Origin of the sequence: Mycoplasma leonicaptivi ATCC 49890 (genome assembly GCF_000622205.1) — a bacterium.
Classification (GTDB): Bacteria; Bacillota_I; Bacilli_A; order Mycoplasmatales; family Metamycoplasmataceae; genus Mycoplasmopsis; species Mycoplasmopsis leonicaptivi.
Genome location: NZ_KK211410.1, coordinates 25,112 through 40,282, shown reverse-complemented (window position 1 = coordinate 40,282; position 15,171 = coordinate 25,112). Strand labels below are relative to the sequence as shown.

Below are 15,171 nucleotides of genomic sequence, written 5' to 3'. Positions count from 1 at the left end.
TACTAAACCTTGAATAATACACTCAGATCATGGTTATCAGTATTCTTCACAAGAGTATAAAAAATTAGTTGATAAAATTAATGGAAAAATTTCAATGTCTAGAGTTGGTAATTCCTTAGATAATAGAGAAGTTGAATATTTCTTTTCGATATTAAAAACAGAATGTTTATATTTAAACAAAATAAAGGAAATGACTTTTAAAGAATTAAAATCATTAATTGAATCGTTTATTGTAAAATATAATAATGAAAGATTTCAATCAAATCTTAATTGAAAAACACCTCAAGAAACTTGAAGTGCTTTAAAATTATAATTGTTTCAAATCTGTGTCCCTGTTTAGATTTTGTTTTTTTTTTTTTTTTGAAAACTACTATAAAACAGTATTAAAAGTTAATTTAAAATAAAAAATTTATTTTTAATAAAAATTAACAAATTCAATAATTTAAAAATTTTTTTAGGTGAAAATTGTTTATTTTTAAAATTTGGTTTTTAATATTTATTTATAAATTTTAAATAAATAACTTTTAAAAACTAAGCAAAACTTTAACTAGATTATATTTTTTGTAATTTTAATTCATATTTATAATTTATGATTAAAACATCCTTATATTTATGATATTTTATTGTTTAAACATTTTAATTTAAAATTAATTCTTGTGTTTTTTTATATTTTGAATAAAATCATTAAAAATAATTTTTAAATCTTCAATATTGTCATTGATAAAATTTTTTGTTATTTTAGAATTAAAAAATAATATTCCTAGTTTTATACCTTAAACTTTTTTATATAGTATAAGGTATAAAAATACCCAAAATATGGGTATTTTAGGCTAAATCATCAGAGTCATCTCCATCTGCTTTATATTGTACTTGATATCCTAGACCTGATAATTGATTATAAAGATTTTCTTCACCAACAGGAACAAAAATCTTTGTTGATGTCTTACTTAGCACACCATTAGAAAAAGCAATTAAGGTTGATAAATTAGCTAAACCTTCTGAATTTAATTTTAATCCATGAACATTTGGCTTAATTTTTATAGATTTTGTATTATCTTTGTTTGAAAATAAAATTTTTGATCTTGGGAATGAACCTTGTTTATCTAAAATTGTGCTAAATTGTGCTTGATTCAAATTATCAATATCTGTTTCTCATGTTTCGCTATCATTAAAAAGCACAATTCTTTTCAGTTTTCTTGTTGTATAAGGACCTTTTGTTATATCATAAAAGACCATATTTTTAAGACCTTTGGCTTGTGGAATACCACTTAAATCAAGACCTAATGGGTATGAATTTCCATTAGAATCATGATCAGGTTTTAAACCTGCACCTCAACCACCTTGGAAAATTCTTTCATTATTTCTTACAAAATAAGCCATTCTTAAACCAAGATTAATTCTATTTAAATCATTTTCAGAAACTCAGTCTTCTTCATCAAATCTTAAACTATCAAAAGTAATTCTTGTAAAAATTCTAGCATATTTTGAATATTCACTTGAAACATTGTAATCAGCCATATTTACATAAGCAACCTTATCTAATGATCAAGGATTAATAGCTCATTCATCAGAAAGTGAATTTTGCGATGTATAAAGTCCTAATTCATCAATTTCTTTACCCTTTAAAGCAATTAATGATGAAGAGTTAAAACTTTCAAAAAATAATTCTAAAAGTGGTAATTTTTGAGGTAATTGTGCTAAAACTTGTTTTAAATCTTGTGTAGCACCAACTCTACCAATATTTTTAATTCTATAACCTGATATTTTTTCACCATTTGCTTGTGCTTGTTTAATAAAGTTGATTGATTTTTCATAACCTTTTGGGTTTTCAACATCAATTGAAACTATTAAAGAACCATCTGGTGTTTTAGAAGGATTATCTGCTGTTTTAGTTAATCTTTCAATTTTAAAACCATCACTGCCTGAAACACTATATTTGCTTCCAATTTCAGCAGTTACATCAGTTCTATTTCAACCAGGATAATTCCCATTTTCAATATCACCAGCATGTCTGTTTCATTTAGATTTAGAACCAAAAACTCTTTTTTCTAAGTTATTTCTTTCTATTTCTGATACAACAGCATTGAAAATTGGAGAAACAGCATAAGATTTAAGTTTTCCATCTTTATCTACATAAACATTAGTATTATCTTCATCAATGTAAAAACCTTTATCTAAGTCCCTCTTTAGTTCATCAGAAAGTTCAGTAAATTTATCTGGGTCAATATTCATAGCAATTCATAAGTGACCTACTTTAATTTGTTCTTCACCATAACCTCTTACAGGTGGAATATATTTAAATGTTTCTGGTTTATTAAATCATTCATCATAATTTGCTTGTGTTTCATTTGTCATATATTGTCTTGCATTACCTGCTTCAATCAATAATCTATATTTGTCTCAAACTTTAAGAATTAAATCTAGATTAGATGGAGTTCTGTTTAAATAATCTTGTGTTTCATCATGACCTACTCTTTTGTAGTTATCTAAGAAAAACTCTGTAACAGCACCATTTTTACCAAAAAATCCTTTATTAAAGTTTTTGAGTGATTGCTTACCATTTGAAATTGACTTGGCAATATTTTCAGCACTTGGTTTTACACTATTTACATCAGGAGTTAATTGAGCAATATATTGTACTCTATTAGTAATTCCTGCTTCAACATCAGATTTATATTCAATTCTTGGAGGTTGTGGTGTGTAAGTTACTTCAATTTCGCCAACTTCTGTTTTAATTTTTTCAGTAACTTGTTTTGGGGTTTCTTGTGGTTTGGGTTCTGGTTTTGGTTGAGGTTTTGGGGTTTCAATTGGTATTACAATAGGTTTGGCCTGTGGTTTAGGTTGAGGTTTTGGGGTTTCTATTGGCTTTGGTTTTACAATTGGTGGAACTTTAACTGGTGGAATTGGTTCTGGTTTGGGTTCTGGTTTTGATTCTTTTGGTTTATCATGTATATTAAAATCAGAACTTGAATCATAAGCTTTATTTAAGTCTAAGTTTTCCTTGTTTATTAATAACGGTTGGTCACTATTTTTTGTAAAAAATAGCGAACTTCTTGTTTTACTGTTTGAAAAATGGTATGGTAAAGAAACAGATAAAGTAGAAAAAACTGCTGTACCTGTTAATAAAATAGTAGTATATTTTTGACGTTTATTCATAATAAACTCCTTTTTTAATTTATATTGAAATTATAACACCATCTAAAAAATTAAAAAATCGCATATTTATGAAACAAAAAGGGAATTTTTAAGTTTTTTTCGTCAAAATAAATTCTAATAATTTTTTAAAAGCAAAATAAAATTATTAAAAAATATGGACGAGCCATATTTTAATATCCACCTTTTGATTCAGTACCTTCAACTATTGAAACTGAACGACTTGTACCAAATCTTGTTGCACCTGCATTATACATTGCAATTAAATCATCCATATTAGAAATTCCGCCAGCTGCTTTAATTAATAATGAATCTCCGCAAACACTTTTCATAATTTCTATATCTTTTAAATTTGCACCTCTAAAACTAAACCCTGTTGAAGTTTTAATAAATTCAGCACCTGATTTCATAACTATTTCTGTTGCTTTTTTAATTTCTTCTTCACTTAAAAGAGCAGTTTCTATAATTACTTTTAAAACATGAGAACCACATGCCTCTTTAACTTTTTTAACATCATTTAAAACATATTCGTAATCACCTTGTTTAAAACGACCAATGTTAATAACCATATCGATTTCATTAGCACCATGATCAATTGCTAATTTTGCTTCTTGTGCTTTTGCTTGTGTTATCATTGATCCAAGCGGAAAACCTACAACACTTGTTATTTCAACATCGCTATTTTTAAGTTTTTCAGATACGTATTTTACTCATGAAGAGTTTACACAAACTGTTTTAAAACCATACTTAATTGCTTCAGAAATTAACTTATTAATATCTTTTTCTGTTGCCTCTGGTTTTAAATATGTATGATCTATCATTTTGTTGTAATTCATTTTTACCTCTTTTTTAATTATGATAATTTATCTAAAATAATTTTATTTTCTACTTTAAACGAATTAACTTTATAACCATTTTTTAATTCAATTAATAATTCATTATTAATTGGATTTGATGAAGAAAGTGTAAATAAAATATCACCTTTTTTAACAAATTCATTTGTTTTTTTGTTTAATGTAATACCTGCTTCGTTGTCAATAGAATCTTCTTTTGTTTGTCTTCCTGCTCCTAATTTCATAGAAACCAAACCAAATGTTAAACTATCAAAAATTTCTAAATAACCTTCAGTTTCTGATAAAACTTTAATTTGATATTTTGGATTTCAGAAATTATCTGCTTTTAATGCTTCAACATCACCATTTTGTAATTTAACAAATTCATAGAATTTTTCAAGCGCTTTACCATTTTTGATTACTTCTTGAATTTTTTCAATTCCTTCTTGATGAGTTTTTACAATTTTTGCTTGCTCTAAAATTGTTGCACATGAAGAATAAACAAGTTCATTAAAGTCTTCTGGTCCTTCACCTTGTAATGTTTTGATTGCTTCTAAAACTTCATTTTTATTACCAATTTCTCTACCAATTGGTCTGCTCATATTTGTAATTTCTGCTCTAACATCTACTTGTAATTCTTTTCCAATTGAAATCATTGTTTTTGCCAATTCTCGAGCAGATTCAAGATCTTTCATAAATGCACCATTTCCACATTTTACATCTAATAAAATTGCATTTGAACCTGTTGCTAATTTTTTAGACATAATTGATGATGCTATTAATGGTATTGAATCAACGGTTGCTGTAACATCGCGTAAAGCATAAAGCTTTTTATCTGCTGGAACTAGTTTTGAACTTTGACCAATAACAGCTATTCAATGTTCTTTAACTTGTTTGATAAAATCTTTTTCACTTAATTCAACAGTAAAACCAGGGATTGACTCAAGTTTATCAATTGTTCCACCTGTTTGTGCTAAACCACGGCCACTCATTTTTGCAACTGGTGCTCCACATGCTGCAACAATCGGTGCTACTGCTAAAGTTGTTTTATCACCAATTCCTCCTGTTGAGTGTTTATCTACTTTAATCCCTGGGATTTCAGAAAGATCAATAACATCACCAGAATACATCATATATTTAGTCATTGTAGCTATTTCTCTTGAATTCATTGAATTAAATAAAACAGTCATTAAAAATGCACTCATTTGATAATCTGGAACATTGCCTGATACATATGATGAAATTAAGAATTTTATTTCTTCATCACTTAATTCTTGTTTTCTTTTTTTCTTTTCAATAATATCTACTACACGCATATTATTTTGCTAATTTTAAAGCAATCTCCATCATTTTTGTAAATGCTGTTTGACGTTCATCCGCAGATGTTTCTTCATGAGTAATTAAATTATCACTAATTGTTAATAAACAAGCTGCACTTTTTCCTGTTGCTTCTGCATTTGTGAATAATGCGTAAGATTCCATTTCGACACAAAGAGATTCTGTTTCTTTAATTCTTTCTTCTAAAGAAACGGCTGAGTAAAATACATCAGATGAGTGAACTCTACCTACATTTAACTTAATTTTAAGATCTTCTGCTATTTTAATAATTTCTTCATTTAATTCACTTGAAGGTTTAGCTACTTTTTCTCCTGATCTTCCTAATGCTAATCTTCTAAAAGCATCCCCATCAGCATATGCTTCTGATGCTAAAACAACTTCATATAATCCAAGATCTTTTTGGTATGATCCTGCAGAACCAATTCTAACAATTCTGTCTACATCATAAAATTTAAATAATTCATATGAATAAATACCTATTGAAGGACAACCCATACCACTTCCCGCTATTGTAACTGGTTTACCTTTATATGTACCTGTAAACATAAACATATTTCTTACATCATTAACTTGTTTAAAACCAGGGTCTAAGAATTTTTCTGCTATAAATTTAGCTCTTAATGGGTCTCCTGGCATAATAACTGTTTTTGCTATATCTTCTTTTTTGGCACGTATATGTGGTGTCATTATAAATTTCTCCTTTTTTAACTTTTAATATATATTGCTTAAATAAAAAATAAAAAAGTTAAAATCTTTTTTATATTTTTACTAGTTTTTAATAAATCGTTTAAATTTTAGCACTTATTAAAAATAAAAATATTTTTATGTATAAAAAAATATGGAAATATGAAAAATTTTTCACATTTGTTTTTTTATACTGTTTTAATTTAAAATTAAAAAAGTGGTTTATTTTATCAAAAAAATAAAAAGTTATTAATAAAAAATAATAAAAATAATTTATAATTTATATGATATTTTTAACTATTAATTATAGGAGGTAAAATGTTTAAAAATTATGATCACAAAACTGTTGAAGAAGGAATAGAAAAAAAATGAAGAGATAAAAAATACTTCATGACACACCATGAAAAAAGTAAACCTTTTTCAATACTTTTACCACCTCCTAATGTTACTGGTAAATTACACTTAGGACATGCTCTTGATACATATATACCTGACACCATTATAAGATACAAAAAATTAAAGGGTTTTGATGTTTTATGGTTACCTGGTATGGATCATGCTGGTATAGCTACACAATCAAAAGTTGAGGATGTTTTATATAAAGAAACAGGTTTAACACGACATGATTTAGGTAGAGAAAAATTTATTGAAAAAATTTGAGAATGAAAAGAAAAACATGAATTAATTTTTAGAGAACAGTGGCAAAAAATCGGTTTAGCACTTGATTATGAAAACGAAAGATTTACACTTGATGCAAAAACAAATAAAGCTGTAGAAAAGGTTTTTATCGATCTTTATAAAAAAGGATTTATTTATAGAGGAATAAGAGCAGTTAATTGAGATATAAAACTTCAAACAGCTGTTTCAAATATCGAAGTAAATAATGAACCAACTGAACAAGAAATGTATTACATTAAATATAAAGTTTTTGAAACAGGTGAAGATTTAATAATCGCTACAGTAAGACCTGAAACACTTTTAAGTGATGTTGCTGTTATTTATAATCCTAATGATAAAAAATATAAAAAATATCAAGGAATGCATATTATTCATCCATTAACTAAAAAGAATTTACCTATTTTGGCTGATGAATATGTAGATATTAATTTTGGTACTGGTTTAATGAAATTATCAGCACATGCAGAAATTGATATTGAAATTATTCAAAAACTAAATTTAGAAATTATTGAAACGATTGATAAAAATGGTTTTATTAATGCACCAAATTCTATTTTTGATAAATTAGAAAGATTTCAAGCAAGAAAAGAAATTGCTAAATATTTAAAAGATAATAATTTAATATACAAATCTGAAAAAGTTATATCAAATGTTGGGATTTCAGACAGATCAAAAAGTGTTGTTGAAATTTTAGTATTACCACAATGATTTGTTAAAATGAAAGATTTTGCAAAATTAATTTTAAATAATTTAAAATCAAAAGAGTCTGTTAAATTTTTTCCAAAAAGATTTGCTAATAATTTAAAGATTTGAATGAAAAATATACATGATTGAAATATTTCAAGGCAATTATGATGAGGTCACAGAATCCCTGCTTGATATAAAGGAAATGAAATAAAAGTTCAAAGCACTTCACCAGGTGATGATTGAACACAAGATTCAGATGTTTTAGATACCTGATTTTCTTCAGGTTTAGCACCTTTTGTATTTATGGATTGACCTAATAATAATACAAAATTATTAAAGAGATATTATCCAACTTCTTTAATGGTAACCGGAAGTGATTTGATATTCTTTTGAATTGCAAGAATGTACTTTTTTGGACTTTATTTCACTGAAAAAGTTCCTTTTGAAAAAGTTTTAATACATGGTTTAATTAGAGATGCGAATGGTAATAAAATGTCAAAATCACTAAATAATGGTGTTGATCCAATGGAAATGGTTGAAAAATATGGTTCTGATGCACTTAGATGATTTTTGATAACTAATGCTTCTCCTGGTTTGGATATAAAATTTTCGGTTGAAAAAGTTGAAAGTGCTTGAAAAGTTAATAATAAGTTATGAAATATTGCAAAATATATTTATGAATTACCTAATATTAACAATTCATCAAAAATGTTTGATTCAGATAAATGGATTTTTAATAAACTTTATTTATTAAAGAAAAAAATTGATAAATTAATGAAAACTTATGAATTTTCAGTTATCGGAAATGAAATTTATAAATATATTTTTAACGATCTAAGTGGTTGATATGTAGAATTAATTAAATCAAATTCTAATAAAAAATTTGCATTAAAAATATTAGAAAAAACTTTAATTATTCTTCACCCATTCTTACCATTTATAACAGATAAAATTTATCAATCTACTTTTAATAAAGAAATTTTAGAACAAAAATGACCAAAATTAATGAATTATAAAGATATTAATTATATTGATGAAGTTATTTTAATAACAACTGAATTAAGAAAATTTAGAGATGAAAACAAAATTTCTTGAAAACAAAGTATTGGATATTTTTATCAAAACACATTAAGCGATGAAGCGTTTAAAATGATAAACAGAATGGCTAATGCAAATATTATTCAAAATAATGATTTACTAATTTCTATTAATGGTAACAACCTTTATATACAAATAGATGATGAATTAAAAGAAAAAAATAAAGAAGAATTAACTAAAAAGATTAAATTTGTTCAAAGCGAAATTGATCGTGCTAAGAAAATTTTAAGCAACGAAAGATTTGTTCAATCAGCACCTAAACATAAAATAGATGAAGAAAGAAAAAAACTTGAACAATATCAAAAAGATCTAGAAAAATATTTAAAGGAGTTTGAATGCAAATATTAGAAGGAAAGACACTAGCTAAAATAGAATTAGAAAAATTAAAAAAAGATTTAGAAGAACTTCAATTAATCAGAAAACCAATTCTTTCTATTATTCAAGTAGGAGACAATCCTGCTTCTAATAAATATATAAAAAATAAACTGAAAAAATGTGAAGAAGTAGGTATTGAAGGTCGTTTATACAAGTTTAAAGAATCTATAACTCAAAACAATTTATTAAAAAAGTTGGATCAAATAAATGAACAATCAGATGGTATCATTGTTCAATTACCATTACCAGAACATATTCCAGCAAAAGTTATACTTAACGCTGTTCCTTTTGAAAAAGATTTAGATGGTTTAACAGCAAGAAATGAATTTAAACTTTATAATGATAGTGAAGAAAAATATTTTGTTCCTGCAACAGCAAGAGCAGTTTTAGAATTAATGGATTATCATAATATAAATTATAAAGAGGGTGTTAAAGTTTGTGTAGTTGGAAGAAGTCATGTAGTTGGAAAACCTTTAGCACATATTATTAAAAAATTTGGTGTGGATGTTGCAACTTTTAATGAACGCACAGGACTAAAAGGTGTAGAAACAGGAGATGTTGTTATTGTTGCTATTGGTGCGAGAGAATTTGTAAAAGGTGAAAACCTAAAACAAGGTGCTGTTGTAATTGATGTTGGTACTAATCTTGATGATGATATTTCTGGTGATATAGCTGGTGATGTTGATTTTAATTCCGTAAAAGATAAAGTTTCAGCTATTACACCTGTTCCAGGTGGTGTTGGTCCTATGACTGTTGTATGTTTATTAAAAAATTTAGTAGATATATTTAGATAATAATTTAATATAATCAAGGAGAATTATGAAAAAAATCGCTATTTTAACTTCTGGTGGTGATGCACCAGGAATGAATAATGCTGTTAGAGCAATTGCAAAACAAGCAAAAGCCTCAGGTTTAGAAGCATATTTAGTTTATGAAGGTTACAAAGGTTTATATAATGATCAAATTGTTTCATGTGATTCATTAGATCTTGACTCATACATTAATCAAGGTGGAACATTTATTTATTCTGCAAGATTTCCAGAATTTAAACAAAAAGAAGTTAGGGACGTTGCTATAAACAATTTAAAAAACAGAGGTATTGAAGCTCTTGTTGTTATTGGTGGAGATGGAAGTTATCAAGGTGCACAATTATTACATGAAGCAGGTGTAAAAACTATTGGATTACCAGGAACAATTGATAACGATATAGCTTCAAGTGATTTTACAATTGGTTATGATACAGCATTAAACACTATTGTTAAAGCAATAGACCAAATTAGAGACACTGCTAAAAGTCATAAAAGAATTATGATTGTGGAAGTAATGGGTAACGGTTGTGGTGATTTAGCACTTTATTCAGGGATTGCTACGGGTGCTGAAATTATTGCTACCGCACAATATCAGCCTTCATATGAAGAAATTGCACAAAAAGCAAAAGAATTAACACAACAAAAAAATAGACGTTCTATCATTATAGTTGTTTCAGAAAAATGCTACGACATTAAACAATTAGAAAAAAATGTACAAGAAACTACAAAATGAGATACACGTGTAAATCCATTAAATCACATACAACGTGGTGGTACCCCTTCTGCGCAAGAAAGAATATTAGCTACTCTTTTAGGTCAAAAAGCTGTTGAATTTTTATTACAAGGAAAATCAGGTTTATCAATTGGTATTTTAAACAACGATATAGTTGGTGTTCCTATTTTAGAAGCTCTTTCTATGAAAAATAAATCAAAAGATAAAATTGTAGATAAACTTATTAAATTTAATAAGTTAAATCAGGTAAATTAATATTTTTAAGGTAAATATGAATTTATTTAAAAAAATCTTTAAAAATAAGATAAAAGATAATAAGATTTTCTCTATTTGTAAAGGTACATATAAATCATTAAATTTAGTAAAAGATTTTTATGATAAAGATATGGGTGTTGGTTATGCAATTGAAATTGACAAAAATCAAAATATAATTGATGTACTTGCCCCTTTTGATTCTAAAATTGAAACAATTTTCCCAAGTAAACACGCATTAACCTTAACTTCTGAAAATGGTTTAAAAACACTTATCCATATCGGTGTAGAAACTGTTAAACTTAACGGAGAAGGTTTTAAACAATTAGTACAAAAAGGTGAAAATGTTAAAAGAGGTCAAAAATTAATTTCGGTTGATTTAAAGGTATTAACAGATTCAGATTTAAACACTGATATAATGTTTGTTGTTTTAAACGAAAATTGACCAACACCTACTTCAACTAAAAAAATAAATTGAAATCCTGATATAAAAGATGGAATTCAAGTTAATTCAGATACAGAAATATTATCTGTAGAAATATAAAAATTTCCATTACTTATGTAATGGTTTTTATAATTTATAAAAATTTATATTAGGTAGATAAAATGAATAAAAACAAAATTAAAAATTTTTCAATTATTGCTCATATAGATCATGGTAAAAGCACCTTGGCAGACAGGATTTTAGAAATTACTAATACAGTTGCTTCAAGAGATTTAAAAGAACAATTTCTTGACTCGATGGACTTAGAAAAAGAACGGGGAATTACAATTAAATTAAATGCTGTTCAAATCAAATATAAGGATTATGTATTTCATTTAATTGATACACCAGGTCATGTGGACTTTACTTATGAAGTTTCTCGCTCATTAGCTGCTTCAGAAGGGGCGTTATTACTTGTAGATGCAACACAAGGAATAGAAGCTCAAACTCTTGCTAATGTTTATTTAGCTCTAGAAAATAATTTAGAAATAATACCAGTAATAAATAAAATAGACTTACCTTCAGCTGATGTTGAAGGTGTAAAAAAAGAAATTGAAGATGTTATAGGTATTTCAACTGAAAATGCAGTTTTAGTTTCTGCAAAAACTGGTTTAGGCGTTGATAATCTTTTAGAATCTATTGTAAACTTTATTCCGAGTCCAAAAAATGCTGATTATCAAAAACCATTAAAAGCATTAATTTTTGATAGTTATTTTGATCCATATCGTGGTGTTGTTATGCTTGTTCGGATTTTTGAAGGAAAACTTAAAACTGGTGATAAATTTAAATTTATGTCTAGAAACGATGAGCAAAATAACTATCACGTTATAGAATTAGGGGTGAGAAATCCAAATGAAACTAAAAAAGATTTTTTAGAAGCGGGTGAAGTTGGTTGGGTTTCAGCAGCTATAAGAGATGCAAAAGAAGTTAATGTTGGTGATACTATTACCTTACAAGAAAACCCTACAAATGAAGCGCTACCTGGTTATAAAAAAATGAAACCTGTTGTTTTTACCGGATTTTATCCTGTTGATACAAGAGATTATTCTTTATTAAAAGAAAGTTTGGAAAAAATTTCTTTAAGCGATTCCTCTATAACATGAGAACAAGAAACTTCAAAAGCACTTGGTTTTGGATTTAGAGTTGGTTTTTTAGGTTTGCTTCATATGGAAATTTTACAAGAAAGACTTGATAGAGAATATAAAGTAGGTATAATTGCTACTTCGCCTTCTGTTGAGTATCGTGTAACAACCACAAAAGGTGAAGTAGAATTAATAGCAAATCCTACTTTATTACCTGATAGAACATTTATTGAAAAAATTGAAGAACCATATGTTGAAGCTAAGATTTTTATACCTAATGAATATATAGGTAATGTTATGGAATTATGTCAATCAAAAAGAGGGATTTATAAAAATCTTGATATGATTGATAATAAACGTTCATTGGTTGTTTATGAATTACCATTAGCAGAAACAATTTTAGACTTTTTTGATAGATTAAAATCAAGCACAAAAGGGTATGCTTCATTCGAATATGAATGAATAGGATATCGTGAAAGTGACTTAGTAAAAGTAGATATTTTATTAAATGGTGATAAAGTCGATGCTTTTTCTATCATTTCTCATAGAGATAGAGCATATGAATCAGCAAGAGAATTATGCGAAAAATTAAAAGAAGCAATACCAAGACAAAACTTTGAAGTACCAGTTCAAGCAACAATTGGTGGTAAAATAATAGCTCGTGAAACAATCAAAGCATACCGTAAAGATGTTACTGCTAAATTATATGGTGGTGATGTTACAAGGCGTCAAAAATTACTCAAAAAACAAAAAGAGGGTAAAAAAAGAATGAAAAAATTAGGAAGCATTGAAGTTCCTCAAGAAGCATTTTTATCAATATTAAAAACAAATATTGACCCAAAAACAAAATAGGAGAATTATGGATAAAAATTTATTAAAACAAGACTTTTTTGCAGAAGTTAATAAAAAATGATTAAGTGAGGCAAAAATCCCTGATGATAGATCATCAATTGGTTCTTTTGTAGAACTTGATTTAGCGCTTGAAAAATTATTAAAACAAACATTAAATGATTGAAGTAAAGATTTTTCAAAAATCCCTAATAACAATCAATTAAAAAATATGGTCAAATTTTATCAAATGGTTTTAGATAATTCAAAACGTAAAGAATTAGGTTGAACACCAGTAAAAGAACATTTACAAAAAATAGAATCTTTTAAATCCTTTTCAGATATTGCTAAACTATCAAGAGATGAATTTTTAGAATATTCATATTTACCACTTGATTTTTCTGTTTATGAAGACTTCATAGATAATACAAAAAGAATTGTATGATTAGGCGAATTGTCTACAATATTACCTTCAAAAGAAACATATACACAAGAAAAAGAAAAAAATAAATTATTAAAGGTTTGATCTGAAATGGTTTTTGATTTACTTATTGACTATGGTAAAAACGAAAAAGAGACACAAGAACTTATAACAAGCGCTATTAAATTCGATGACTTTTATAAGGATTTTGTTAAATCATCAGTCGAAAATGCTGATTATGTTGCCCAATATAATTTAAAAGAAAGAGATGAGTTAAATTATTCTAAATGACTTAAAATACCAGAAATACTTGATAACATAATTAAACAAAAAGTTACAGAAGCCTCTGTTCAAAATTTAAAAGCATATGAAAAATTTGATGAAATTTTTTGTGAAGCTAATTTTAATAATTATAAAGCAATGTTGTTTATCAAAAACTTACTTGATGTCACACCATATTTAAGTGAAGAAATTAGACAAAAAGCAGCTAAATTCAGAAACGCTGTTTATTCAATACAAAAAACTAGAGATCTCGATAACTATGCATACGATTTAACTAATAAATTCTTTAATATGCCATTAGGAATGTATTATGCAAATACATTTTTTGGAGAAAAAGCTAAAAAAGATGTTGAAGATATGGTTCAAAGTATGATTAATGTATATAAAGCAAGACTTCAAGAAAATACTTGATTATCAAAACAAACCATTGAAAAAGCACTTTTAAAACTTTCTACTTTTGATGTTATGGTAGGTTATCCTGAAATTATAAGACCATACTATGATAATTTTATTGTAAAAGATTATAAAGAAGGTGGTACTTTATTTACAAATGTGAAGTTATTCCAAAAAGAAATAACTGAATATATATTAAGTCTTTATCATAAATCAGAAGATAAAAGATATTGAAGTATGTCTCCTGCTGTGATTAATGCTTATTATAATCCAATTAAGAACCATATTGTTTTTCCTGCAGCAATTTTAGCATATCCATTTTATGATATAAAACAATCAAGAGCGGCAAATTATGGTGGAATAGGTGCTGTTATAGCGCATGAAATTTCACACGGTTTTGATAACAATGGAGCACAATTTGATGAAAAAGGTCAATTAAATAATTGATGAACAGATTCAGATAGACAAGAATTTCAAAAAAGAACACAAGGTGTTATTGATTTATTTGATGGTCAAGAAACAGAATTTGGAAAAGTTAATGGAAAATTAACAGTTTCTGAAAATATAGCTGATTTAGGTGGTTTTGAATGTGCTCTAGAAGCTGCACAAAAAGAAAAAGATTTTGATGCAAAAGAATTCTTTATTAATTGAGCAACTATTTGACGTTCAATTTATAAAGAAGGTGCAGCAAAAAGACAATTAGATTCTGATGTTCACTCACCAGCTAAAATAAGAGCTAATGTAATTTTATCAAACAATAATTTATTTAATGAAACATTTGAAATCACAGAAAATGATAAAATGTTTGTGCAGCCATCAAAACGTGTAAAAATATGATAATTATTTAAAGAAAAAATCTATGTTTTATAAAGGTGGACAAAAAAGTTAACATGATAATGTTAGCTTTTTTAACACCTTTGAGGGGGTATACCCCCTCAAAAAAATCAAAAAAAGGAGAAATATGTCAAAACATTTAAAAGCAGAAGAATTTTACAAAATATATGAAGAATATAAGAGTACAGGAATACAAGGTGCTTTAAA

Annotated in this window: 11 protein-coding genes; 7 read left to right on the top strand and 4 right to left on the bottom strand. The window is 26.6% G+C overall.

Annotated elements, in window-relative coordinates; translation table 4 throughout:
- The coding region (locus tag BU00_RS04825; RefSeq protein WP_211246805.1) for an integrase core domain-containing protein at positions 1-313 on the top strand (313 nt) is incomplete at its 5' end.
- Between the two features lie 512 nt (positions 314-825).
- Here the strand turns inward: BU00_RS04825 and BU00_RS0104140 are convergent.
- The 4 genes from BU00_RS0104140 to deoD form a co-directional block, all read right to left on the bottom strand.
- A complete protein-coding gene (locus BU00_RS0104140; RefSeq protein WP_051521876.1) occupies positions 826-3,156 on the bottom strand; it encodes a putative immunoglobulin-blocking virulence protein in 2,331 nt (776 codons plus the stop codon).
- Positions 3,157-3,326: 170 nt separating this feature from the next.
- Positions 3,327-3,989: a deoxyribose-phosphate aldolase gene (gene deoC / locus BU00_RS0104135; protein ID WP_027121583.1), complete on the bottom strand. Its 663-nt coding sequence runs from the start codon at positions 3,987-3,989 to the stop codon at positions 3,327-3,329.
- A gap of 17 nt (positions 3,990-4,006) precedes the next feature.
- Positions 4,007-5,302, bottom strand: coding sequence for a thymidine phosphorylase (locus BU00_RS0104130; RefSeq protein ID WP_027121582.1), 1,296 nt, complete (start codon positions 5,300-5,302; stop codon positions 4,007-4,009).
- Position 5,303: 1 nt separating this feature from the next.
- The gene (deoD, locus tag BU00_RS0104125; protein ID WP_027121581.1) at positions 5,304-6,011 is read right to left on the bottom strand and encodes a purine-nucleoside phosphorylase; all 708 of its coding nucleotides are present in this window, start codon (positions 6,009-6,011) and stop codon (positions 5,304-5,306) included.
- A gap of 315 nt (positions 6,012-6,326) precedes the next feature.
- Here deoD and BU00_RS0104120 point away from each other — a divergent pair, with 315 nt between their 5' ends.
- From BU00_RS0104120 to BU00_RS0104095, 6 genes are all read left to right on the top strand, one after another.
- Positions 6,327-8,819, top strand: coding sequence for a valine--tRNA ligase (locus BU00_RS0104120; RefSeq protein ID WP_027121580.1), 2,493 nt, complete (start codon positions 6,327-6,329; stop codon positions 8,817-8,819).
- Positions 8,807-9,640, top strand: a complete 834-nt coding sequence (locus BU00_RS0104115) for a bifunctional 5,10-methylenetetrahydrofolate dehydrogenase/5,10-methenyltetrahydrofolate cyclohydrolase (protein ID WP_027121579.1) — start codon at positions 8,807-8,809, stop codon at positions 9,638-9,640. Before BU00_RS0104120 ends, BU00_RS0104115 begins: the two co-directional genes overlap by 13 nt.
- Positions 9,641-9,665: 25 nt before the next feature.
- Positions 9,666-10,643 (top strand): 6-phosphofructokinase, encoded by a 978-nt coding sequence (gene pfkA, locus BU00_RS0104110; protein ID WP_027121578.1) that lies wholly within the window; start codon positions 9,666-9,668, stop codon positions 10,641-10,643.
- 16 nt (positions 10,644-10,659) lie between these two features.
- A complete protein-coding gene (locus BU00_RS04820) occupies positions 10,660-11,184 on the top strand; it encodes a PTS sugar transporter subunit IIA (RefSeq protein WP_051521875.1) in 525 nt (174 codons plus the stop codon).
- A 62-nt stretch (positions 11,185-11,246) separates the two neighbouring features.
- Complete coding sequence (gene lepA / locus BU00_RS0104100; protein WP_027121577.1) at positions 11,247-13,058, top strand: translation elongation factor 4; 1,812 nt, start codon at positions 11,247-11,249, stop codon at positions 13,056-13,058.
- A gap of 7 nt (positions 13,059-13,065) precedes the next feature.
- Positions 13,066-14,970: a M13 family metallopeptidase gene (locus BU00_RS0104095; RefSeq protein ID WP_027121576.1), complete on the top strand. Its 1,905-nt coding sequence runs from the start codon at positions 13,066-13,068 to the stop codon at positions 14,968-14,970.
- The last annotated feature ends 201 nt before the right edge of the window (positions 14,971-15,171 follow it).